General features: G+C 71.9%; 22 protein-coding genes, 1 tRNA gene and 1 other RNA gene. 9 read left to right on the forward strand and 15 right to left on the reverse strand.

Going from position 1 to position 20,649, the window contains the following annotated elements; all coding sequences use genetic code 11:
* The first annotated feature begins 1 nt into the window (after window position 1).
* Entirely contained in the window at window positions 2–2,245 is a 2,244-nt protein-coding gene (locus ABD52_RS27715) for a DUF4153 domain-containing protein (protein WP_047893722.1), read from the forward strand.
* A 153-nt stretch (window positions 2,246–2,398) separates the two neighbouring features.
* Window positions 2,399–3,466: a glycerophosphodiester phosphodiesterase family protein gene (locus ABD52_RS27720; RefSeq protein WP_047893723.1), complete on the forward strand. Its 1,068-nt coding sequence runs from the start codon at window positions 2,399–2,401 to the stop codon at window positions 3,464–3,466.
* Window positions 3,467–3,484: 18 nt separating this feature from the next.
* On the opposite strand, the gene ABD52_RS27725 is transcribed toward ABD52_RS27720, so the two are convergent.
* Entirely contained in the window at window positions 3,485–3,826 is a 342-nt protein-coding gene (locus tag ABD52_RS27725; protein ID WP_047893724.1) for a VOC family protein, read from the reverse strand.
* Window positions 3,823–4,767, reverse strand: coding sequence for an AraC family transcriptional regulator (locus ABD52_RS27730; protein ID WP_082171402.1), 945 nt, complete (start codon window positions 4,765–4,767; stop codon window positions 3,823–3,825). The genes ABD52_RS27725 and ABD52_RS27730 overlap by 4 nt, the downstream gene beginning before the upstream one ends.
* Window positions 4,768–4,837: 70 nt before the next feature.
* Between ABD52_RS27730 and ABD52_RS27735 the strand changes: the two genes are divergently transcribed.
* Window positions 4,838–5,320, forward strand: a complete 483-nt coding sequence (locus ABD52_RS27735; protein WP_047893731.1) for a DUF1772 domain-containing protein — start codon at window positions 4,838–4,840, stop codon at window positions 5,318–5,320.
* A gap of 21 nt (window positions 5,321–5,341) precedes the next feature.
* Here ABD52_RS27735 and ABD52_RS27740 read toward each other — a convergent pair whose 3' ends face one another.
* A complete protein-coding gene (locus tag ABD52_RS27740) occupies window positions 5,342–5,740 on the reverse strand; it encodes a VOC family protein (protein ID WP_013284234.1) in 399 nt (132 codons plus the stop codon).
* 73 nt (window positions 5,741–5,813) lie between these two features.
* Between ABD52_RS27740 and ABD52_RS27745 the strand changes: the two genes are divergently transcribed.
* Both ABD52_RS27745 and ABD52_RS27750 read left to right on the forward strand, forming a co-directional pair.
* Window positions 5,814–6,428 (forward strand): TetR family transcriptional regulator, encoded by a 615-nt coding sequence (locus ABD52_RS27745; protein ID WP_047893725.1) that lies wholly within the window; start codon window positions 5,814–5,816, stop codon window positions 6,426–6,428.
* Between the two features lie 74 nt (window positions 6,429–6,502).
* The gene (locus ABD52_RS27750; RefSeq protein WP_047893726.1) at window positions 6,503–6,634 is read left to right on the forward strand and encodes a hypothetical protein; all 132 of its coding nucleotides are present in this window, start codon (window positions 6,503–6,505) and stop codon (window positions 6,632–6,634) included.
* A 96-nt stretch (window positions 6,635–6,730) separates the two neighbouring features.
* Here ABD52_RS27750 and ABD52_RS27755 read toward each other — a convergent pair.
* Both ABD52_RS27755 and ABD52_RS27760 read right to left on the reverse strand, forming a co-directional pair.
* A tRNA-Ala gene (locus ABD52_RS27755) sits at window positions 6,731–6,803 on the reverse strand.
* Between the two features lie 88 nt (window positions 6,804–6,891).
* Complete coding sequence (locus tag ABD52_RS27760) at window positions 6,892–7,482, reverse strand: YqgE/AlgH family protein (protein ID WP_013284232.1); 591 nt, start codon at window positions 7,480–7,482, stop codon at window positions 6,892–6,894.
* Window positions 7,483–7,631: 149 nt separating this feature from the next.
* Here ABD52_RS27760 and ABD52_RS27765 point away from each other — a divergent pair, with 149 nt between their 5' ends.
* Together ABD52_RS27765 and mdlC are read left to right on the forward strand one after the other, a co-directional pair.
* Entirely contained in the window at window positions 7,632–8,432 is an 801-nt protein-coding gene (locus ABD52_RS27765) for an S-methyl-5'-thioadenosine phosphorylase (protein WP_047893727.1), read from the forward strand.
* Window positions 8,433–8,541: 109 nt separating this feature from the next.
* Entirely contained in the window at window positions 8,542–10,134 is a 1,593-nt protein-coding gene (gene mdlC / locus ABD52_RS27770) for a benzoylformate decarboxylase (protein WP_047893728.1), read from the forward strand.
* 3 nt (window positions 10,135–10,137) lie between these two features.
* On the opposite strand, the gene ABD52_RS27775 is transcribed toward mdlC, so the two are convergent.
* The 9 genes from ABD52_RS27775 to pruA form a co-directional block, all read right to left on the reverse strand.
* Window positions 10,138–11,082: a hypothetical protein gene (locus tag ABD52_RS27775; RefSeq protein WP_047893729.1), complete on the reverse strand. Its 945-nt coding sequence runs from the start codon at window positions 11,080–11,082 to the stop codon at window positions 10,138–10,140.
* Window positions 11,083–11,122: 40 nt separating this feature from the next.
* A complete protein-coding gene (locus ABD52_RS27780) occupies window positions 11,123–11,548 on the reverse strand; it encodes a hypothetical protein (RefSeq protein WP_013284228.1) in 426 nt (141 codons plus the stop codon).
* A 194-nt stretch (window positions 11,549–11,742) separates the two neighbouring features.
* Window positions 11,743–12,118, reverse strand: a transfer-messenger RNA (tmRNA) gene (gene ssrA, locus ABD52_RS37905).
* A gap of 103 nt (window positions 12,119–12,221) precedes the next feature.
* Complete coding sequence (gene smpB, locus ABD52_RS27785; RefSeq protein WP_013284227.1) at window positions 12,222–12,701, reverse strand: SsrA-binding protein SmpB; 480 nt, start codon at window positions 12,699–12,701, stop codon at window positions 12,222–12,224.
* A gap of 133 nt (window positions 12,702–12,834) precedes the next feature.
* Window positions 12,835–13,710, reverse strand: a complete 876-nt coding sequence (ftsX, locus tag ABD52_RS27790; RefSeq protein WP_013284226.1) for a permease-like cell division protein FtsX — start codon at window positions 13,708–13,710, stop codon at window positions 12,835–12,837.
* Between the two features lie 64 nt (window positions 13,711–13,774).
* The gene (gene ftsE / locus ABD52_RS27795) at window positions 13,775–14,455 is read right to left on the reverse strand and encodes a cell division ATP-binding protein FtsE (RefSeq protein WP_013284225.1); all 681 of its coding nucleotides are present in this window, start codon (window positions 14,453–14,455) and stop codon (window positions 13,775–13,777) included.
* A 118-nt stretch (window positions 14,456–14,573) separates the two neighbouring features.
* On the reverse strand, window positions 14,574–15,695 hold the full coding sequence (gene prfB, locus ABD52_RS27800; RefSeq protein ID WP_013284224.1) for a peptide chain release factor 2: 1,122 nt from the start codon (window positions 15,693–15,695) through the stop codon (window positions 14,574–14,576).
* A gap of 97 nt (window positions 15,696–15,792) precedes the next feature.
* Window positions 15,793–16,308 (reverse strand): PadR family transcriptional regulator, encoded by a 516-nt coding sequence (locus tag ABD52_RS27805; RefSeq protein ID WP_013284223.1) that lies wholly within the window; start codon window positions 16,306–16,308, stop codon window positions 15,793–15,795.
* Window positions 16,309–16,442: 134 nt separating this feature from the next.
* Entirely contained in the window at window positions 16,443–18,071 is a 1,629-nt protein-coding gene (gene pruA, locus ABD52_RS27810; protein ID WP_030271125.1) for an L-glutamate gamma-semialdehyde dehydrogenase, read from the reverse strand.
* Between the two features lie 453 nt (window positions 18,072–18,524).
* Here pruA and ABD52_RS27815 point away from each other — a divergent pair, with 453 nt between their 5' ends.
* The gene (locus ABD52_RS27815; protein ID WP_030271126.1) at window positions 18,525–19,574 is read left to right on the forward strand and encodes a hypothetical protein; all 1,050 of its coding nucleotides are present in this window, start codon (window positions 18,525–18,527) and stop codon (window positions 19,572–19,574) included.
* Window positions 19,575–19,585: 11 nt separating this feature from the next.
* Here ABD52_RS27815 and ABD52_RS27820 read toward each other — a convergent pair whose 3' ends face one another.
* Window positions 19,586–20,095: a hypothetical protein gene (locus ABD52_RS27820; protein ID WP_013284220.1), complete on the reverse strand. Its 510-nt coding sequence runs from the start codon at window positions 20,093–20,095 to the stop codon at window positions 19,586–19,588.
* 197 nt (window positions 20,096–20,292) lie between these two features.
* Here ABD52_RS27820 and ABD52_RS27825 point away from each other — a divergent pair, with 197 nt between their 5' ends.
* Window positions 20,293–20,520, forward strand: a complete 228-nt coding sequence (locus ABD52_RS27825; RefSeq protein ID WP_013474124.1) for a helix-turn-helix domain-containing protein — start codon at window positions 20,293–20,295, stop codon at window positions 20,518–20,520.
* Window positions 20,521–20,649 lie beyond the last annotated feature (129 nt).

A 20,649-nucleotide genomic window follows, 5' to 3' on the forward strand; every position in this document is an offset into this window, starting at 1 on the left:
GCTGTGCGGGGCCGGGCCCGCACCGGGCGACGTCCCCGTCCCCGCACAGCCGTACCTGCTGGTCCTGCCCACGATGGAGGGCGCTCCCGCGCCGGTTCCCTGGCCGGGCGCCGAGGGGCAGCCCGGCTGGGCGATTCCGGTCACCGTGCCACCCGGCACCCAGGGGTACGCGTTGTTCGTCCCGTTGGTCCCGGCGACCGGCCAGCAGACGGCGACCGGCCAGCCTGCGGCGGCGGTGCCCGCCCAGGCCACAGCGCCCGCCGCCGAGCGCTCCCCCGTGGAGGGCGCCGCCCCCGCCGCCGCACCGGCCGACCGGCCGACGAGCGGAGAGCCTGTCGCTGCCTCACCGGACGCGGCTTCGGCCACCACCCAGGCGGCCGGCTCGAAGCCGTCCGTCGCGAGCGCCGACGCAGCGGGGGCGGCCACGGCCGGCTCCGGTGAGGCCGGCGCGCGTCCCGGCGACGGCGCTCCGCAGACGACCACTTCCGCGACGTCCGGCCCGCCGGGAGCCTCGCAGACGCCTGCCGCTCCCGCGGGCACGCAGCCGGCCTCCGGGTCATGGGCAGCGCCGGGCACGCAGCCGGGCTCCGGGCCGCCGCCCGCGCCGGGTGCGCAACGTGCTCCGGGCACGCCGCCTCCGCACGGCGGTGGGCCGGTGCCCGCGCCGCCGTACCCCGGAATGGGGTGGAGCGGGCACCCCCAGGCGCCGACGTGGGCGCCGCGACCACAGGTGCCGCGGACCTCGTTCCTCGGCGCGCGGTGGCCCGGCCCGAAGGCGGCGACCGGGCGGGCCGTGCCGCTCGCGGTGCTGGCCGCCGCGGTCGGCAGCGCGGTCTTCGTGCCGCTGGGCCGCGTCGGCGTCGGCTGGTTCCTGGGGTGGCTCACGCTCACGCTCGCGGTGGTGCTGGCGGTCCGGTCGAGGACCGCGGAGCTGCCGCGCGCCGACAAGCTCATCCGGGCCGGGTGGGCGGCGGCCGCGCTGGCCCTGATCGCCGTGCCGGCGTTCCGCAACGCCTGGTGGCTCGTGACGTTCTGCGTGCTCGGCGCGCTCGGCTGCGCCACCCTCGCGATCATCGGCGGGCGGCTGGTGCGCTCGGTCCTGTTCGGCCTGGTGGCGACGCCGTTCGCGGCGTTGCGCGGCCTGCCGTGGGTACGCCGGCACATCACCGCCTCGCCGCAGGAGGCGACGGTACGCAAGGTGACCGTCTCGGTGGTCGCCACGGTCGTGGTGCTCGTGGTCTTCGGCAGCCTGCTCGCGTCGGCCGACGCGGCGTTCTCCGAGGCGCTCGGCTCGCTCGTCCCCGAGATCAACCTCGGTACGGTGTTCGGCTGGGTGTTCCTCGCAGTGGTGGGCGGGCTGATCGCTGTCGCCGCGCTCTACACGCTCGCCGCGCCGCCCGACCTGTCCACAGTGGATCGCGAGGGTGAGCGCCGTCTCGGCCTGCTGGAGTGGGCCCCGGCCATCGGCGCGCTCACGCTGCTGTTCGCCGGGTTCGTGGTGGTGCAGTTCACCACGCTCTTCGGCGGGCAGCAGCACGTGCAGCGGGTCGCCGGGCTCAGCTACGCCGAGTACGCGCGCAGCGGCTTCTGGCAACTGCTCTTCGTCACGCTGCTGACCGTGGCGGTGCTCGGCGGGGTGAGCCGCTGGGCACGCCGGGAGCGGCCGGTCGAGCGGATCATGCTGCGCGTGCTGCTCGGGCTGATCAGCGCGCTGAGCGTGGTGATCGTGGCGTCGGCGCTGTCCCGGATGTGGACGTACCAGAAGGTCTACAGCTTCACCGGCGAGCGGATCTTCGTGATGGCGTTCGAGATGCTGCTCGGCACGGTCTTCCTGATGATCATCGCGGCCGGCGTCAAATGGCGGGGCCGGTGGATTCCCGGCACCACGCTCGCGCTGGCCGTGGCGATGCTGCTCGGCCTGGCCGTGCTCAACCCGGAGGACTACGTCGCCCGCCGCAACACGCTGCGGTACGAGCAGACCGGCAAGATCGACGCCTGGTACCTGCGGGCGTTGTCCGCCGACGCCACCCCGGCGCTCGCCAAGCTCCCCGACCCGGTACGCCGGTGCACGCTGAGCTGGATCGCCGACGACCTGGCCGAGCCCGACCCCTGGTACGCCTGGAACCTGGGCCGCCAGCGCGCTCGTAAGGCCCTCGACGAGGTCGGCCCGCAGGCGATCGGCGGTCCGAAGGACTGCCGACGGGCTGACCAGTTCGACCTGCCGAAGACGCGGCGTCCCCGCTGACGTCGCAGGCCGGGCCGCGGACCACCGCGGCCCGGCCACCGGCAGCCGTCCGGCGACCGTTCATCCGCTCCTCACCTCGACGCCACGGCGGACACCGACTCCGCACCTAGCTTCGGCTGCGCGAACGACAACCGAGGTAGCGGAGGTTTCTCCATGTCCACCCGTCAGCTCGTGACGGCACTCGTCGCCGGCGCGGTGCTCGCCGTGCCGGGCGTCGCCCACGCAGGTCCGGCCGACCGTCCCGGCGTACCGCCGCAGCGGACCCACTTCGACCTTCAGGCCCACCGCGGCGGCATCGGGATGACCACCGAGGAGACGCTCGCCGGGTTCGCCAAGGCGATGCGCCTCGGCGTCACCACGTTGGAGCTGGACACCCAGGTCACCCGGGACGAGAAGGTGGTAGTCACGCACGACCGGCAGGTCAGCGCGCAGAAGTGCCGCGACACCGCCCCGGTGCGGCCCGGCGACCCGGCCTACCCGTACGTCGGGAAGTACATCAAGGACCTCACGCTCGCGCAGATCAGGACCATGGACTGCGGCTACCAGCAGTTGCCCGGCTTCCCCGAGCAGGAGCAGATCGCCGGTGTCCGGATGGCCGAGCTGCGCGACGTGCTCGACCTGGTGAAGCGCTACCGCGCGCACGGGATCACGCTCAACATCGAGACCAAGGTGGAGGCGGGCGCGCCCGAGCAGACCGCGCCGCGTGAGCTGTTCGTCCGGCGGGTCTTCGAGGAGATCCGGCGCTCGGGCATCGAGCGGCAGGTCACCATCCAGTCCTTCGACTGGGGCGCGCTGCGGGAGATGCACCGGCTCGCGCCGCGCTGGCCGCTCGTGGCGCTGACGAACTACGACTTCCTCCAGGTCGGCAAGCCGGGCGCGTCGCCGTGGCTGGGCGGGCTGGACGTGGACGACTTCGGTGGCGACTTCGTCCGGGCCGCCGCCGCGACCCCTGGCGTGACCGCGCTGTCCCCGAACTACGGGTTCCCGCAGAACGGCACGATCGCCGACCCGAACTTCCGCTTCTACCCGGACCGCCGGATGATCGCCGACGCGCACGCACGAGGGCTCAAGGTCATCCCCTGGACCTGCGACGACATGCCCACAGTGGCGGCGCTCATGGACATGGGCGTCGACGGGATCATCACCGACTACCCGAACCGGGTGCGGCAGCTCATGGCCGAACGCGGGATGCGGTTGCCGAAGGCGTACCGGGCGCGCTGAGGTCCGGCGGCGGCCCGGTCAGGCCGGGCCGCCGCCGAAGCCGATCTCGTTGCCGTCCGGGTCGTGGAAGATCACCTTCCGGACCCCGTTGTCGTAGGTCTCCTGCGCGGTCGGCGTCAGACCCCGGGCGGCGATCGCCGCGACGCGGGAGTCGAGGTCGTCGACGAAGACCGTCTGCATGGCGTGACCGGCGTGCTCGGGCCGTACGTCGACGTAGAGGTAACGGTGCTCGGCCAGCTCCCACACCGCCTCGCTGTCGTCGGGCCGGAACTGCGGCGGTGCGCCGAACAGCCGCTCGTACCAGTCCGTCGCCACCGCGAGATCGCGCACCGGGACGCCGGCGAACAGGTCGACAGTCATCCGGCCAATCTATCCGGGTCGACGTGCCGGCGCGGGCTCACGCCGTACCGGCGTTTGAACGCCGCACTCAGGGCGAAGGAACTGCCGTAGCCGACCCGGTGGGCCACCGCGCCCACCGTGGCGCCGGGCTCGCGGAGCAGATCGGCCGCGAGCGCCAGCCGCCAGCCCGTCAGGTACGCCATGGGCGGCTCGCCGGCCAGCGCGGTGAACCGCCGGGCCAGCGCCGCCCGGGACATCCCCACCTCCGCGGCGAGCGACGCCACCGTCCACGGCCGGGCCGGGTCGTCGTGCAGCATGCGCAGCGCGCGGCCGACCACCGGATCGGCGTACGCCCGGTACCAGGCGGGCGCGGCGGCGCCGGGCCGGGCGAACCACTCCCGCAGCGCGGCGATGAGCAGCAGGTCGAGCAGGCGATCGAGCACCGCCTCCTGGCCGGGATCGTCCTTGACGATCTCGGCGGCCAGCAGCGGCACCAGCGGCGTGTCCCACGACTCGCGCCGCACCACCGCGAGCGGCGGCAGCGCGTCCAGCAGCCGCCGCCCCACAGTGCCCCGCACCGGGTACGTGCCGGTGAGCAGCACGGTCCGGCCGTCCGGCCCGTTGCCCCAGGTGCGTACGCCCCACCGCGTCATCGCGAACAGCTCGCGCCCGTCGGGAGTGGTGCAGCGCTGGCCCGGGTGCACGACCACCTGCGGCGCCGTGGCCGGATCGTCCGCCACCGTGTACGGGGCCGGCCCGCGCACGATCGCCACGTCACCCTCGGTCAGCCGCGCGGCCTCGCCCTCTTCCGGCACGATCCAGCCGTCGCCCCGCACCACGGCGACCAGCGTGAGCGGCGCCTCGTCCCGGATCAGCATCGACCAGGGCGGGGTGAGGATCGAACGCAGCAGGAAGGCGCCCCGCGCACGGGGACCGTCGAGCAGACCGGAAACGGCGTCCACGAGACGATTGAACACAGGATCGCGCGTCCTGACCATGGGCCGTCTCACCGCGCGGCGGTTCGATGAGGACATGCGACTCGTACAACTGACGCTGGCCGGCGCCACAGTCGGGGCCGGGCTGATGGCGGGCCTGTTCGCCGCATTCGCGTACGCGGTGATGCCGGCGCTGCGCGGCGCTGACGACCGCACGTTCGTCGACGCGATGCAGCGCATCAACGTCACCATCGTCTACGGCTGGTTCCTGCTGGCCTTCCTGGGTACGCCGGTGCTGGCCGCGCTCGCGGCGGTGCTGGCGTGGCGGGGTGCGGCCCGGCCGGCGCTGCCGTGGATCGTCGCCGGGCTCGCCCTGTACCTGGTGATGTTCGTCGTCACCGTGGCGGTGAACGTGCCGTTGAACGATGCGCTCGCGGCGGCTGGTTCCGCCGATCTCGCTGCGGCTCGGGAGCGCTTCGAGTCCGCCTGGGTCACCTGGAACGTGGTCCGGACGCTGGTGAGCACTGCGGGGTTCGGCGCGCTGTGCTGGGCGCTGGTGCTCGCGGGCCGCGCCGCTTGAGCGCCGTTTGCCCGCGAGATGCTAGGAGATGAACCTGTCCGCGTACTCCTCCGCAGGTTCCACGTTGGTGATGACGTCGATCAGGACACCGTCCGGGCCGGCGAGGATGAAGTGCCGCTGTCCGAACTCTTCGGTCCGCACGGGAAGCACGACCTCCAGGTGCCGCAGGCGCTCCCACTCGGCGTCGACATCGTCCACCTCCAGGTTGAGCAGCATCCCGCTGGCGACCGGCCCGCGGTAGGCCGCCGGGATGGTCTCGTGGCTGCTGTCCAGCACCGCCAGTTCCCAGTTGTCGCGGCGCAGGCTCACGTACCACTCCGTCTCGAAGGTCGGCTGGAACCCGAAGTGCTCGCGGTAGAAGGCCGCAGCCGAGGTCACGTCGGTCGTCATGAGGACCGGGTACGAGCTGGCGAGTGTCATGGCGAACTCCTTTACATACACTGTGCAGGTAAAGGAATATACATACACGGAGCATGTAAAGGAAGAGTGCGGCATGGCGCGAGCCACCAAGGAGCAGAGCGAGATCACCGGCCGGCGCATCCGGGACGTCGCGACTGCCCTGTTCGCCGAACGCGGCTACACGGCCGTCCGCCTGGAGGAGGTGGCCGCCGCAGCCCAGGTCACCAGGGGTGCGGTCTACCATCACTACCGCAACAAGCAGCACCTGTTCGAAGCCGTCGCAGCCGCCGCGCAACAGCGGGTCGCCGCTGCGGTCGCCAGCGCTGCCGAAGCGGTCGCCGATCCATGGGACGGCCTGGTCGCCGGCTGCCGGGCGTTCCTCACCGCCAGTGTCGACGACACACACCGGCGGATCCTGCTGGTCGACGCGCCCGCGGTGATGGGTTGGCGCACGTGGCGCAGCCAGGACGCGGCCGCTTCCGGGCACCACCTGGCCGAGGCGGTGGCCACGCTGGCAGCAGCCGGGCACCTTGAGGTCAACTCGCCCGAGGCAACTGCCACCTTGCTCTCCGGCGCGATGAACGAGGCAGTGCTACGGATCGCCGAAGCCCCGGACCGGGACGCCGCATTGGTCGAGACGTGGCCCGATCTGCTGCGCCTGCTTCAGGGTCTCCGCGGGCCGCGCACCGCACCCGTCCGGCACGGTTAGCTGGTGGTGCGGCCTTCGAAGGTGACACCGGCAGCACATGGTCAGCACAGAGCGGCGCGACGCTCAAAGAACTGATGGCGCGCATCGGCCATTCGAGCACCCGGGCAGCGATGATCTACCAGCACGCGACCCGTGACCGCGATCACGCCATCGCCGCCGCGTTGGACGCCCTGATCGAAGAGGCGCGAGGCAAGCTCAGCGCCTGATCTGGCACGGGTCTGGCACATTGCGACCCGAGAGATCGACGAATGACAAAAGCCCTGGTGGGAGGCGTTGTCTCTCACCAGGGCTTTTCGCTTGGGTGGAGCCGAGGGGACTCGAACCCCTGACCCCCACACTGCCAGTGTGGTGCGCTACCAGCTGCGCCACGGCCCCTTGCGGTCGTCCCCGGTCGCCCGGGCACGGAGAGAACTATACACACGCCGCCCGGCATGGTCATCTCGCGGGGTCACCCGCACCCGGCTCAGTTCAGCGCCACGTCCGGCGGGAAGTGGGCCACCGCGGCCAGCATGCCGCCCTGCCGGCGCAGCACCATCGGCCAGAGATCATCCGGCCGGTCGACAAAGGCGTCGCCGGGCAGCGCGTCGAACACGAACCAGGAGCCCTCCTCGATCTCGCGCTCCACCTGCCCGGCACCCCAGCCGGAGTAGCCGGCGAACACCCGGATGCCGCCGATGGCCTCGCGCAGCTTCTCCGGGTCGACCGAGAGGTCGATGGTGCCGACCGCGCCGGAGACGCGGTGGAAGCCTTTGACCGGCCGGACGGGGTGCCGCATCCGGGCCAGGCAGATGGCGGAGTCGGGCTGCACCGGGCCGCCCTCGAACAGCACCGCCGGGTCGCGGGCGAGGTCGCTCCAGTCGCCGAGCACGTCGGCCACGGAGACCTCGGTGGCCCGGTTCAGCACCACCCCGAGGGCGCCGCCGGGTTCGTGGGCGACGAGCAGCACGACCGTACGGTCGAAGTTCGGATCCTTGAGCCCCGGTGTCGCGACCAGCAGTCGTCCGGTCATCGACTCCATGGCTCGGCCACCGATCGCCTGCCCCTCACTCTGCATGTCCGACACCCGTCAGCCGTGCGCCCGTACGGGCCCGAGGCCGTCGACCGTCCACCCTGTCAACGCCATGTCACGCACCATAGCCTGCGTCCGGCCCGCTGGTTAAGGTCTGACGGGCGGGTGATCACGACGGATCGAGGGAGGGCCGGATGGCGGCGCAGGCCGAACTGGCGGTGATCGGCGGGTCGGGGCTCTACGCCCTGCTCGACGGGGTGGAACACGTGGTGGACACCCCGTACGGCGAGCCGTCGGGCCCGATCACGGTCGCCGAGGTGGGCGGTCGCCGGGTGGCGTTCCTGCCCCGGCACGGGCGCGATCACCGGCACCCGCCGCACCTGATCCCGTACCGGGCCAACCTGTGGGCGCTGCGGTCGCTGGGCGTACGCCAGGTGCTGGCGCCCTGTGCGGTGGGTGGCCTGCGGCCGGAGCTGGGGCCGGGGACGTTCGTGGTGCCGGATCAGTTGATCGACCGCACCAGCGGGCGCGCGCAGACCTACTACGACAGGGGCGCGGTGCACGTGTCGTTCGCCGACCCGTACTGCCCGGCGGGGCGGCGCACGCTGCTGGACACGGCGGCCGGGCGCGGCGTGCCGGCGGTGGACGGCGGGACCGTCGTCGTGGTCGAGGGTCCGCGCTTCTCGACCCGGGCGGAGTCGCGCTGGTTCGCCTCGATCGGCGGCACGATCGTCAACATGACCGGCCACCCGGAGGCGGTGCTGGCCCGCGAGCTGGCGCTCTGCTACACGTCCATCGCGCTGGTCACGGACCTGGACGCGGGCGTCGAGGCGGGCGAGTCGGTCACCCACGAGGAGGTGTTCCGGGTCTTCGCGGAGAACACCGACCGGCTGCGCGGGCTGCTGCTGGACGCCGTCGCCGCGCTGCCTGCCGAGCGGGAGTGCGAGTGCGGAAACGCGCTGGACGGGATCAAGCTGCCTTTCCCGCTGCCCTGAGCACGGGAAGCGCCCGAAAAGTCACCTTCGGCCCGATAGATTCGGCTGGTCGGGAGACTGGGCACCGGGCCGGCTCCGGCATCCGCGTACGGAACGGAGGCAGCCGGCGATGGCGATGGTGCGGGAGGCGACCTACGAGCTGCTGCGCGCGCTCGGCCTGACCACCGTCTTCGGCAACCCCGGCTCGACCGAGGAGCCGTTCCTCAAGGAGTTCCCGGCCGACTTCCACTACGTGCACGCGCTCCAGGAGGCGTCGGCGGTCGCCATGGCGGACGGCTACGCCCAGGGCACCGGCCGGCCCGCGCACGTCAACCTGCACACCGCGCCGGGCACCGGCAACGGCATGGGCAACCTGGTCACCGCCTGGCACAACCGGACGCCGCTGATCGTCAGCGTGGGCCAGCAGACCCGCGAGATGCTGCTGATCGAGCCGCGCCTGGCCAGCCCGCGGGCGGTCGAGCTGGCCCAGCCGTACGTCAAGTGGGCCCACGAGCCGGCCCGCGCGCAGGACATCCCGGCGGCCTTCATGCGGGCGTACGCCTCGGCGGTGCAACCACCCGCCGGGCCGGTGTTCCTCTCCCTGCCGATGGACGACTGGGACCGTCCGGCCGACCCGCCGCCGCAGGTGCGTACCGTCGCCACCCGGATCGCGCCGGACCCGGACCGGCTGCGGCGCTTCGCCGGCGCGCTGGCCGCCGCCCGCACCCCGGCGCTGGTGCTCGGCGCGGCGGTGGACCGGTCGGACGCCTGGCCGGAAGCGGTAGCGCTGGCCGAACACCTGGCCGCCCCGGTCTGGGCCGCCCCGGCGCCGGAGCGCGCCGTGTTCCCGGAGCGCCACCCGCACTTCCGGGGCGTGCTGCCGTACGCGATCGGGCCGCTGTCGGAGGCGCTGCGCGGCCACGACGTGGTGCTGGTGGTGGGCGCGCCGGTGTTCCGCTACTACCCGCACGTGCCGGGCGACTACCTGCCCGGTGACGCGCGGCTGCTGCACGTCACCGACGACCCGGACGAGGCGGCCCGCGCTCCGGTCGGGGAGAGCCTGCTCGGCGACGCCGGGCTGACCATGGCCGCGCTGCGCGAGCTGCTGCCGCCGACCGACCGGGCGGCGCCGTCACCGCGCCCGCAGCCGGCCCCGCCCGAGCCGGCCGACCCGCCGAGCGCCGACACGCTGTTCGCCGCGCTCGCCGCCGCGTGGCCTGCGGACGGGGTGCTGGTGCAGGAGTCGCCGTCCAACCTGGCCGCGCTGCGCCGCCGGCTGCCGATCGAGCGGCCCCGCTCGTACCTGACGATGGCCAGCGGCGGTCTCGGCTTCGGGCTGCCGGCGGCGGTCGGCATGGCGCTCGCCGAGCGCGACACCGGGCGTGGCCGCCCGGTCGTCGCGGTGGTCGGCGACGGCTCGTTCCACTACTCGGTCCAGGCGTTGTGGACGGCGGCGCGGCTGCGCCTGCCGCTCGCCGTCGTGGTCCCGGTGAATCAGCAGTACGCGATCCTCAAGGCGTTCGCCGAGCTGAAGCACACGCCTGGTGTGCCGGCGCTGGACCTGCCCGGGCTGGATGTGACGGCGGTGGCGCACGGCTACGGCTGCGCCGGTGAGGTGACCACGCCGGACGGGCTCGGTGCGGCGCTCGCCGCCGCGCTCGACGCGCACCGGCCGACGGTGCTGCCGGTGCCGATCAGCACCGACGTGCCGCGGATCCTGTGAGTCTCAGCCGGGCCGTACGGTCAGCGGGGCACCGCTGGCAGCGTCCAGCACGGCCCGGCCGCCGAGCGGCGCGCCGAGCGTGACGCTCACCGGCTTCATCACGAGCTGGGCGGTGCAGGGGCCGGTGGGCGTAACGACGGCGCCGCCGATCACCACCACGTCCGGCCGTTCCAGCACCAGCGGGGTGGGCGGGCCGTCGCAGGCGCCGACGCCGAGCAGGTAGTCGATGCGGTCGCCGTCGACCGCCCGCAGCTGCTGCGCGGACACCAGGCCCGCCGGGAGCGGCCGGGCAGGCACCGCGCCGCCGGGGGCCCGGCCGGTCACGCGCGGTGCGACAGCGATCCGCGCCACGGGTACGGCCAGCTCGTCCACTGTGAACAGCCAGGCGGGCACCTCGGCACGCCCTCGGCTGGTCCAGACCGGTGCGGTGCCCAGCCGTACCCCGGTCACGGTGAGCGCCACGCACGCGCCCGGCGCCGAGGTCGACACCGGGTCGTTCGGGCCGGGCCGCCCGGTCGGTGCCGGGTCCGGTGCGGCCGGGCGCCCGTCGCAGGGCGGCGGGTCGCCCTGGTGGAGTTCGGCGTACGCGTCGGCGGCGCTGACCAGCGGCACCCGCAGCGTGCCGTCGGGGAACCGGATCGTGCCGTCCTTCGGCACGTCGGCCGGCATCGGGATCTGGTCCCGGTACCAGCCGGCGCCGAACGCCGTCTTCGTCTCCTCGGTGAAGCCCGGGTCGCCGGTGAGCACTGTGGCGTCCTGGAGCGGCACGTACCCGTCGCGCCAGCCCGGCCCGGGCCGCCAGCCCGCCGCCACCTCCTCGGCCCGCTCGGTGAACGCGGTCCGCTGGTCCGGGCCGGCGGGCGGGGCCGTCCCCGGATCGGCGCCGGGCGTGGCGCAGGCGGAGAGGGCCAGCAACGGGATCCCGAGCAGGGCGAGCACGCGACGCATACGGGTTGGACGCCTGCCCGTCCCGGCCGGTTCCCCCGGCTCAGTCCTCGCCGCCGAGGTCGGCCTGGTACGCCTCCCAGAGCAGGTCGGCGCCGTGCCGCCGGTGCCGGTCGAGCGCGCGCACCAGGTCGCGGGTGCGGGCCCGCACCTCCGCGGCGGACACCCCGGGCAGGCGTACGGCGTGCTGGAGCGCTGCGAGCGCCGCACTGATCGCGGCGTGCTCGCCGACCAGCAGGCGTACGCCCCGGTCCAGCCGTGGCGCGGCGCGCACCAGGTCGGCGTAGTGCCCACCCACTCCCTCGGTGACGCGGACGTGTTCGGTGAAGCCCCGCCGGACGGGGTCCAGATCGGTGAGAAGTCGCTCCCGCCAGCGCGGCCCGGTGGCCGGTGCCCGCCCGAGGGCGCGCAGGTCACCGACGGCGCTCGGGAGCACGGCGGTCGGCTGCTGGATCGGACTGGTGACCATGGGACACCTCCCGCTGCTGGGTGCGAACCCGTATGGCGATGGTGGACCTGGTTCGAGGGCCTGTCCAGCGGTCGGCGCCGCCTCATCTGCCTCTCGGGCCTCACCGGCCCCAGCCGCCCCGCAGGCCCCAGAGACGGCGGCCCCAGAGACGACTGTGCGCCCCGGTCCGGGTGGACCGGGGCGCACAGGCCGTGTGGTGGAGGTGCCGGGAATCGAACCCGGGTCCTTCGCCGGTTTGTCAGGGCTTCTCCGAGCGCAGCTCGCTATGCCTCTACTCGGCCCCACCGCTCACGCGAGCAAGTTGGTGTGACGGGCCCAGTCGCTGATTGATCTCGCCGCACGGACCCCGCGACCGGGTCCGATTGGCCAGCCTTCTAGCTGATGCCGGCTAACTGGGTCGAAGGCGCTCCCAGGCCGACAGACTTGCTACTCGCCTCAGGCGGCGAGAGCGAAGTCAGCGCGATTGTTCTTGGCGCTTATTGGTTTCCGACGACCGATTCTCGAGACGACGTCGGCTTCCTCGGCTCGCTTCCCCTGTCGCTGCGTACGAAGTCGAAACCAGTCACCCCCTCGAAGCGCTGCCCCTGTCGGCAGCACACCAAGCCTAACGCCTGGCGCAACCGGTTTCATCCCGAGGCCCGCTCGACGCGGGCTACCGGACGAACCGGACGTATCACTCAGCCATGCCCTTGCCGCGCCGGCCCACCGCCCGGGCGATCTCCCGGTCGGCGTCCCGCTTGGCGAGGTCCTGGCGCTTGTCGTACGACTTCTTACCCCGCGCCAGGCCGATCTCCACCTTGGCCCAGCCGTCGGAGAAGTAGACCTGCAACGGCACCAGCGTCAGGCCGCTCTCCTTGAGCTTGCCCAGCAGCCGGTCGATCTCCAGCCGGTTGAGCAGCAGCTTCCGGGTACGCCGGGGCTCATGATTCGTCCAGGTGCCCTGGGCGTACTCCGGGATGTGCATGGCGTGCAGGTAGATCTCGCCGTCGCGCTCCTGGGCGAACGCGTCCACGAGCGACGCCCGCCCGGCCCGCAGCGACTTGACCTCGGTGCCGGTGAGCGCCATGCCCGCCTCGTACGTGTCGAGGATGGCGTAGTCGTGGCGCGCCTTCTTGTTGGAGGCGACCACCTTGCGACCCTTTTCCCGTGGCATCGGCGCCACCCCCTTCCTGATCGACTCACCGGCCACCGGCCGGCGAGCGGAGATCATGCTACCGGAACCACAAGGGCCCTCCCGCGCCGTTTATTCCGGCGCGGAAGGGCCCTCGGTGAGCCGTACGAGGTGACTAGACCCGCAGGTAGAAGCGGAGCGTGACCCAGGCGGTGACCGCGCTGACCACGCCACCGACGGCGGCCATCAGCGGGAAGGTCAGGAAGATCTCGGACCAGGAGATCGGGGTGATGAGGCCCTCCAGGGCCGCCATCGAGCTGCCGGCCGACAGCAGCTTCACCCCGACCAACGCGAGCAGGCCCAGGATGGAGCCGAACAGACCGGCCACCACCGCCTCCAGCACGAACGGCGCCTGGATGAACCAGTTCGACGCGCCGACGAGCTTCATGACCGCCACCTCACGCCGCTTGCTGTACGCGGCCACCTGGATGGTGTTCGCGACGAGCAGCAGGGCGGCGATGGCCATCACGGTGGCGATCGCGAGGGCGCCGTTCTGGAACCCGCTGAGCACGCCGAAGACCTTGTCGAGCAGCTTGCTCTGGTCGACGATCGTGTCGATGCCCTCGGTGGCCTTGTACTTGTCGTAGATCGCCTTGTACTGCTCCGGGTCGTTCAGCTTCACCCGGTACGACTCGGGAAGCTGGTCCGGCTTGACGGCGCTGACCAGGTCCGGGGCGTCGGCGTACATCTGCTGGAAGCGCTCGTACGCCTGCTCCTTGTTGACGTACGTCGAGTCCTTGACCAGCGGGTCCTGGCCGAGCTGCTGGCCCAGCGCGTCGACCTGTTCCTTGGTGGCATCGGTCTTCAGGAAGATCGAGACCTCGACGTTCTCGTAGTAGAGGTCCTTCATGTCGCCGACCTTCTGGTAGAGAAGGCCGCTGCCGCCCAGCATGAACAGCGACACCGCCATAGTGATGATCATGGCGATGGTCATGGTGACGTTGCGCCACAGCCCGACCAGTACTTCGGACAGGACGTACTTCATCCGCATCGGGATATCCTCCGGCTCTCCGGCGTGAGGTTTCGTCGTCAGGGTCTACGGAACGTCGGCCGGCTCAGCCGTAGACGCCCCGGGCCTGGTCGCGCACGATGCGGCCGCTCTCGATCTCGATGACCCGGCGCCGCATCTGGTTCACGATGTTGGAGTCGTGCGTGACCATCACGACGGTCGTACCGGTGCGGTTGATCCGGTCCAGCAGGCGCATGATCTCGATCGAGGTGTCCGGGTCCAGGTTTCCGGTCGGCTCGTCGGCCAGCAGGATCAGCGGCCGGTTGACGAACGCCCGGGCCACCGCGACACGCTGCTGCTCACCACCGGACAGCTCGTGCGGGTAGCGGTGCTCCTTGCCGCCGAGACCGACCAGCTCCAGCACCTCCGGCACGACCCGGCGGGCGACCGCCTTCGTCTTACCGATCACCTCCAGCGCGAACGCCACGTTCTCGTACGCGGTGCGGTTCGGCAGCAACCGGAAGTCCTGGAAGACGCAGCCGATGGAACGCCGGAAGTGGGGTCGCTTCCAGGAACGCATCGACGTGACGTCCTTGCCGTTGACGACGACCCGGCCCTTGTTGGGCGTGACCTCGTGCAGCAGCAACTTGATGATGGTGGACTTGCCGGAGCCGGATGGACCGATGAAGAAGACGAACTCGCCCTTCTCGATCGAGACGGACACGTTGTCGAGCGAAGGCCGGGACGCCTTCGGGTACGTCTTCGTCACTTGCTCAAGCTGAATCACGGGTCGGTAGTCTACGCGGTGTAACCGCAGAGCCAAGCCCCACGCCCCGCCGAAGCGGTGCGCGTCATCGATTTACCCGGTCAGACCGAGATCGATGACGCGCTGCGTCCAACCGTGATCACGCACTGTCAGCGCTGAGCTGCTGCTGCTTCCGCCAGCGGATTCCCGCCTCGATGAAGCTGTCCAGGTCACCGTCGAAGACCGAGGACGGATTGCCCGTCTCCTGCTCGGTACGCAGATCCTTCACCATCTGATACGGGTGCAGGACGTACGAGCGCATCTGGTCGCCCCAGGAGCTGGTGCTGCCGGTCTTCAGGCCGGCCAGCTTCTCCTCCTCCTCCTGCCGCTTGCGCTCCAGCAGCCGGGCCTGGAGCACCCGCATCGCGGACGCCTTGTTCTGGAGCTGGGACTTCTCGTTCTGGCAGGTCACCACGATGCCGGTGGGGATGTGGGTCAGCCGCACCGCCGAGTCGGTGGTGTTGACGCTCTGCCCACCCGGCCCGGACGACCGGTAGACGTCCACCCGGACCTCGTTCTCCGGGATGTCGATGTGGTCGGTCTGCTCGGTGACCGGCAGCACCTCGACCCCGGCGAAGCTGGTCTGCCGGCGGCCCTGGTTGTCGAACGGGCTGATCCGCACCAGCCGGTGCGTGCCGGACTCCACGCTGAGCGTGCCGTAGGCGTAGGGCACCTTCACCGTGAAGGTGGCCGACTTCAGGCCCGCCTCCTCGGCGTACGAGGTCTCGTAGACCTCGGTCGGGTAGCCGTGCCGCTCGGCCCAGCGCAGGTACATCCGCAGCAGCATCTCGGCGAAGTCGGCGGCGTCCACGCCACCGGCGCCGGCCCGGATCGCGACGAGCGCCTCCCGCGAGTCGTACTCGCCGGAGAGCAGCGTCCGGACCTCCATCTCCTGGATGGCCTTGGTCAGCCCGGTGATCTCCGACTCGACCTCGGTCAGCGCGCCCGGGTCGTCCTCGGCCTGGGCGAGTTCCAGCAGCACCCCGGCGTCGTCGAGCCGGGAGCGCAGGTCACCGAGCTTGGTGATCTCGCCGTTGACGTACGACAGCTGCGACGTCACCTGCTGCGCCTTGGCCTGGTCGTCCCAGAGGTCGGGGGCGGAGGCCTCCTGCTCCAGCCGGGCCTTCTGCTCGCGCAGCTTGTCGAGGTCGAGCACAGCCTCGATGTTGCGCAGCGTGGCGTCGAGGTCCTTGAGCTGTTCGGCGTAATCGGCAGCGGTCACGACAGACAAGACTACCGGCGCGTGCGAGGAGTGAGCTTGCGAGCCCCGCAGTCACGCGCGAAAAGTCGGCGCTGCCTGTCCTGGTCGACGCAGGTGGTCAGCCGACGGGCGCGGTCTTCAGCCAGGACAGCGCCGCCTTGTGGTAGGCGACGGCGAACTCCAGCGCGCTGGCGTCGTAGCTGTCGCCTTCCTTCTTGGCGTTCTTGACCTGCTCCCGCACCGCCGCCAGCGCCTCGGTGTGGTACTCGTTCGCCGTCGCGTACAGGTTCTTGAGCTGGCTCGACGAGTGCAGGTCACCGAACGCGATCCGTAGCGCTATCGGGTTACGGATGGTGTCCTTGCCGGGATTCTCCGCCAGCCAGCGGGAGAATGTCCGTTTCCCGGCCGCCGTCAGCGCGTACGGCTGGCTCATCCGCGGCCCGGGCTTGCCGAGACGCACCAGACCCTTCTCGGCCAGGACCGGCAGCTCCCGGTAGACCTGACTGCGGGTCATCGACCAGTACGGCGCCAGCCGGCGCTCAGCGGCAGCCATCAACTGGCCGCCAGTCATCGGGCCGTCGTGCAGCAGACCGAGCAGAGCTGCTGCCGTCGGGTTGACTCCGGATTCCGCCATGCCCTCTAAGCTGCCACTTTGTCGGCTCTGGCGTCCAGGATTTGCTCATTTCGGCACCCGATGACGGGTCCGATGTGCACTGTCGGATGAGGAAGAGGGCCCGCCCCGGCTGGGGCGGGCCCTCTCGGAGCGCCTCAGCCCATGTGCGGGTAGACGTGATCGGTCGGCGGGACAAACGTCTCCTTGATCGTCCGCGGCGACATCCAGCGGACCAGGTTGTGCCAGGAGCCCGCCTTGTCGTTGGTGCCGCTGGCCCGGGCGCCGCCGAACGGCTGCTGCCCGACCACCGCGCCGGTCGGCTTGTCGTTGATGTAGAAGTTGCCGGCGGCGTACCGCATCTTCTCCGCCACCTGGTCGACCACCCGGCGGTCGGTCGCGAAGATCGACCCGGTCAGCGCGTACGGCGCGATCGACTCGGCCTGGGTGACCACGTCGTCGAAGCGGGCGTCGTCGAAGACGTGCACGCCGAGGATCGGCCCGAAGTACTCGGTGGTGAACGTCTCGTGCGCGGCGTCGGAGCACTCGAACAGCGTCGGCCGGACGAAGTAGCCGACCGAGTCGTCGGCGGTGCCGCCGGCCAGGATGCGGCACGAGTCGTCGCCCTTGATCAGCTCCAGCGCGGCGGTGTGCCGGCCGAACGCCTTGTCGTCGATCACCGCGCCGCCGAAGTTGCTGAAGTCGGTCACGTCGCCGTAGGTCAGCGAGTCGGCGGTGGCGGCGAGCCGGTCGCGCAGCCCGCCCTCCCAGATCGACCGCGGGACGTACGCCCGCGAGGCGGCCGAGCACTTCTGGCCCTGGTACTCGTAGGCGCCCCGGATCAGCGCGGTGTGCAGCGCGTCCACGTCGGCGCTGGGGTGCGCGACGACGAAGTCCTTGCCGCCGGTCTCGCCGACCAGCCGGGGGTAGCCCCGGTAGCGGGCGATGTTGTCGCCGACGGTCTTCCACAGGTGCTGGAACACCTTGGTCGAGCCGGTGAAGTGGATACCTGCGAGGTCCGGGTCGGCCAGCGCCACCTCGGAGACCTCCTCGCCGCGCCCGGTGACCATGTTGATCACACCGGGCGGCAGGCCGGCGGCCTCGAACAGGCGCATGGTGAAGTGCGCCGCGAACTGCTGCGTCGGGGACGGCTTCCAGACCACAGTGTTGCCGAGCATGGCCGGCGCGGACGGCAGGTTGCCGGCGATCGCGGTGAAGTTGAACGGGGTGATCGCGTAGACGAACCCCTCCAGCGGCCGGTGGTCGAGGCGGTTCCAGACCCCGGGCGAGGACAGCGGCTGCTCGGCCAGGAGTCGCCGGGCGAAGTGCACGTTGAACCGGAGGAAGTCGATCAGCTCGCACGCCGCGTCGATCTCGGCCTGGACGGCGGTCTTGGACTGGCCGAGCATGGTGGCCGCGTTGAGCGTGTCCCGCCAGGGGCCGGCGAGCAGGTCGGCGGCGCGCAGGAAGATCGCGGCCCGCTCCTCGAACGGCAGCGCCCGCCACATCGGAGCGGCGTCCTTGGCGGCCCGGACCGCGGCGCGGGCGTCGTCGTGGGTGGCGTGCCCGGTGATGCCGAGGACGTGCGCGTGCTTGTGCGGCTGCACCACGTCGATCGAGGCGCCGCCGGCCATCCGGCGCTCGCCCGCGATCGTCATCGGCAGCTCGATCCGCTCGGCGGCCAGTTCGGCCAGCCGCCGCTGGAGCCGTTCCCGGTCGGCACTGCCGGGCTCGTAGGTGTGCACCGGCTCGTTGAGCGGCTCGGGTACGGAGAACACGGCGTCCATCACAGGCTCCTGGCGATCTCGACGGCGACGGCGAAACCGGACCCGCGGGCGCCGGCCGGCGGCCGGACGCCGGACACCGCGGGGTCAGCGGCGGCGGGACCTGGCCCGATTCTGTCACGAGACGCCCCCGCGGGCCGCGCCTCCCCGCCACACCGGACAGCCGGATCATCTCGGGACCGTCGGCCCAACCTGCCCACATCCGACGAAACATCGGATCGCAACCCCGTTCATCGACGATTCGTCGGCACCCGCGCGGACTGATTGATCGACTCCACTCGGGGGGACGGCGGCATCCGAGCCCTCGGGATGCCACCACATCGGCGTACTGCAGTCGATCAAGGCGCGGACGGCACACGGCCCGCCCGGGGAGCGGCGGCACGCCGCGTACCCTGGATGACCGGTGACCTGCCCCGCCCGGCGCGGGAAGATCCGGCGACCGTCGAAGGGAAGACGATGAGCAACCAGCCCGGCAGCTCCACGGCCGCGGAGACGGATCAGCCCGAGGCCGTCGAGCCCACCACGGGCGACGGGACCGCCGTCGAGACGCCCTCCGGCGAGGAAGCAGCCGGGCACGCGGACGAGGGCACTGTCACCGGTGGGCGGCCGGAGTTCGCGCCGGGCGCGATCGTGCTCGCCCTGATCTCGGTCGGGTGGCTGGCCGCCATGCTCTGGTCCACCCGTGAGGCGATCCACTCCACGGCGGCAGGCGTCACCGCGATCAGCCTCTCCGCGTACGCGCTACCAGGCGTCATCACCGCGGCGCTGGTCACCGGCGCCACGGTGGCCCTGCTCGCGACCAACCGGCTGGGCCGCGCCACGCTGCGCTTCCTGGCCGCCGTCGGCACCGGCCTCCTGGTCGGGCTCGTCACCGCGGTGGCGATCAACCTGACGTACGCGGACAACGCCACCACGAACACGATCGCCGGTACCGCGGCGGCGGCAGCGATCATCGGCGGGGCGATGGCCGGTGCGCGCCAGGCCCGGGTGGTGGGGGCGATCACCCTGGCCACGCTCACCGCGCAGATCTTCGTGGTGCTGTTCAGCCGCGTCCGCGACCCGCTCTCCGACCTGTTCGGCGCCGGGGAGACCCAGCAGTCGGTGCTCGACGCCGCGAAGTGGGTCTCGCGTACCGAGTCGCTGCTCGCCGGGCTGCTCGCCGGCCTGGCCGCGTACCTCTATCTCACCTGGTCCCGGCGCCGGGCGGAGCGCCGCGACGGCGCCGCGTCGCCGCTGCGCTGGCCGGCCTACCTGGTCGCCGGGGCGGGCGCGGGCCTGCTCCTGCTGCTCACCGAGGTGATCATCCGGATCGGCGGCCGTGGGCTGCTCGACCTGGCCGCGGCGCTCAGCGAGGCCGACGAGGTGGCGCAGACCGCGCTGGGCACCTCGCGGGTGGACAACGGGATCTGGGTGCTCTTCGTGGGCGCGCTGACCACGCTCATCGTCTTCGGGCGCACGCTCGGGCCGCGCCCGGTGGACGACGACGAGGACGAGCCCGCGGCCTGAACCGCGCGCCGTCAGCCCGCTTCGCGCAGGAGCAGGTCCAGCTCGGTCACGTCGTACCACTCCAGTTCGTGGTCCTCGGCGCCGTCGACTGTGAACTGGGCGTCCGGGTCGCCGGCCTGGGCCTCCACCACCACGTCGACGGCGGCGGCCACATCCTCGACCGCGTCCGCGCCGTCCACGTGCAGCGCGGCGACCGACTTCACGGGTACCGGTCCGACCGGCCGGACCACGCTCGACCCCAGCTCGCCGCCGACCCGCTCGACCGCACGGGCCGGCAGGTCGGCCGAGACCACCACCCGTCGCCGGGGCGCGGCGGGGTCGTGCCGGAGCAGGAGCAACGCGTCCTGGGCGGCCCGGGTGAAGGCCACGTACTCCAGCTCCTCCTCGTCGCCCTCGGCGTACCACTCGCGCAGCTCCGGGGTCACGGCGTGCGCCGCCTCGGCGCTCAGCCCCTCCTCGCGCAGCCGGGCGAGCATGGGAACGGTCGCCGGCAGGTACACCCGGACAAGCTCGTCGGTCACCGGTCACTCCCACACTCAGGCCGATCGTCGGCGGACGCCGACTCCGGGCGCCGATCATGCCGTACGCCGAGACCGTCATACACCCGGCACCCGCGCGGGTGAAGTCTCCCGCCGGTGTGTCTCCCGAACGGGCGCGCGGCGATGTCACCTGGTGATGGCAAACTGAAGCAAACGCAACCAACCCCGGGAGTAACACCGTGGAGTCGAGGTTCCTGCTGCTGTCCGACGTCGCCGCCGAGCTGAACGTGTCGGACTCGCAGGTCTACCACATGGTCCGCAGCGGCGAACTGCCCGCGATCAAGATCGGTGGCCGGGGCCAGTGGCGGGTCGAGCGCGCCCGGCTGGAGGAATACATCGAGCGCAAGTACGCCGAGACCGCCGAATGGGTACGCGGCAACCCGCTCGGCGAGCGCGACGAGGAGTGACCGCCCGGGGACCGTGGGCCATTGACGGCGATCGTCCACGTCCGGGAAGATGAGACCCTGTCGGAGGCAAACGAAGGCAAACGCAAGGATTCGAGATGGTCGACACCCGCCGTCCCCGCGCACCCCGCC

It is taken from the genome of Micromonospora sp. RV43, assembly GCF_001029515.1.
Lineage (GTDB): Bacteria > Actinomycetota > Actinomycetes > Mycobacteriales > Micromonosporaceae > Micromonospora > Micromonospora aurantiaca.

Excerpts from the sequence above, each read along its gene's own strand:
- ABD52_RS27735 (WP_047893731.1), top strand. The coding sequence starts at position 4,838 with ATGCGACTCGTACAACTGACGCTGGCCGGCGCCACAGTCGGGGCCGGG.
- pruA (WP_030271125.1), bottom strand. The coding sequence starts at position 18,071 with ATGGACGCCGTGTTCTCCGTACCCGAGCCGCTCAACGAGCCGGTGCAC.
- ftsX (WP_013284226.1), bottom strand. The coding sequence starts at position 13,710 with ATGCGGATGAAGTACGTCCTGTCCGAAGTACTGGTCGGGCTGTGGCGC.
- ABD52_RS27780 (WP_013284228.1), bottom strand. The coding sequence starts at position 11,548 with ATGGTCACCAGTCCGATCCAGCAGCCGACCGCCGTGCTCCCGAGCGCC.
- ABD52_RS27815 (WP_030271126.1), top strand. The coding sequence starts at position 18,525 with ATGAGCAACCAGCCCGGCAGCTCCACGGCCGCGGAGACGGATCAGCCC.
- ABD52_RS27775 (WP_047893729.1), bottom strand. The coding sequence starts at position 11,082 with ATGCGTCGCGTGCTCGCCCTGCTCGGGATCCCGTTGCTGGCCCTCTCC.
- ABD52_RS27750 (WP_047893726.1), top strand. The coding sequence starts at position 6,503 with ATGGCGCGCATCGGCCATTCGAGCACCCGGGCAGCGATGATCTACCAG.
- ABD52_RS27745 (WP_047893725.1), top strand. The coding sequence starts at position 5,814 with ATGGCGCGAGCCACCAAGGAGCAGAGCGAGATCACCGGCCGGCGCATC.
- ABD52_RS27760 (WP_013284232.1), bottom strand. The coding sequence starts at position 7,482 with ATGCAGAGTGAGGGGCAGGCGATCGGTGGCCGAGCCATGGAGTCGATG.
- ABD52_RS27725 (WP_047893724.1), bottom strand. The coding sequence starts at position 3,826 with ATGACTGTCGACCTGTTCGCCGGCGTCCCGGTGCGCGATCTCGCGGTG.
- ABD52_RS27765 (WP_047893727.1), top strand. The coding sequence starts at position 7,632 with ATGGCGGCGCAGGCCGAACTGGCGGTGATCGGCGGGTCGGGGCTCTAC.
- mdlC (WP_047893728.1), top strand. The coding sequence starts at position 8,542 with ATGGCGATGGTGCGGGAGGCGACCTACGAGCTGCTGCGCGCGCTCGGC.
- ABD52_RS27720 (WP_047893723.1), top strand. The coding sequence starts at position 2,399 with ATGTCCACCCGTCAGCTCGTGACGGCACTCGTCGCCGGCGCGGTGCTC.
- smpB (WP_013284227.1), bottom strand. The coding sequence starts at position 12,701 with ATGCCACGGGAAAAGGGTCGCAAGGTGGTCGCCTCCAACAAGAAGGCG.
- ABD52_RS27805 (WP_013284223.1), bottom strand. The coding sequence starts at position 16,308 with ATGGCGGAATCCGGAGTCAACCCGACGGCAGCAGCTCTGCTCGGTCTG.
- ABD52_RS27740 (WP_013284234.1), bottom strand. The coding sequence starts at position 5,740 with ATGACACTCGCCAGCTCGTACCCGGTCCTCATGACGACCGACGTGACC.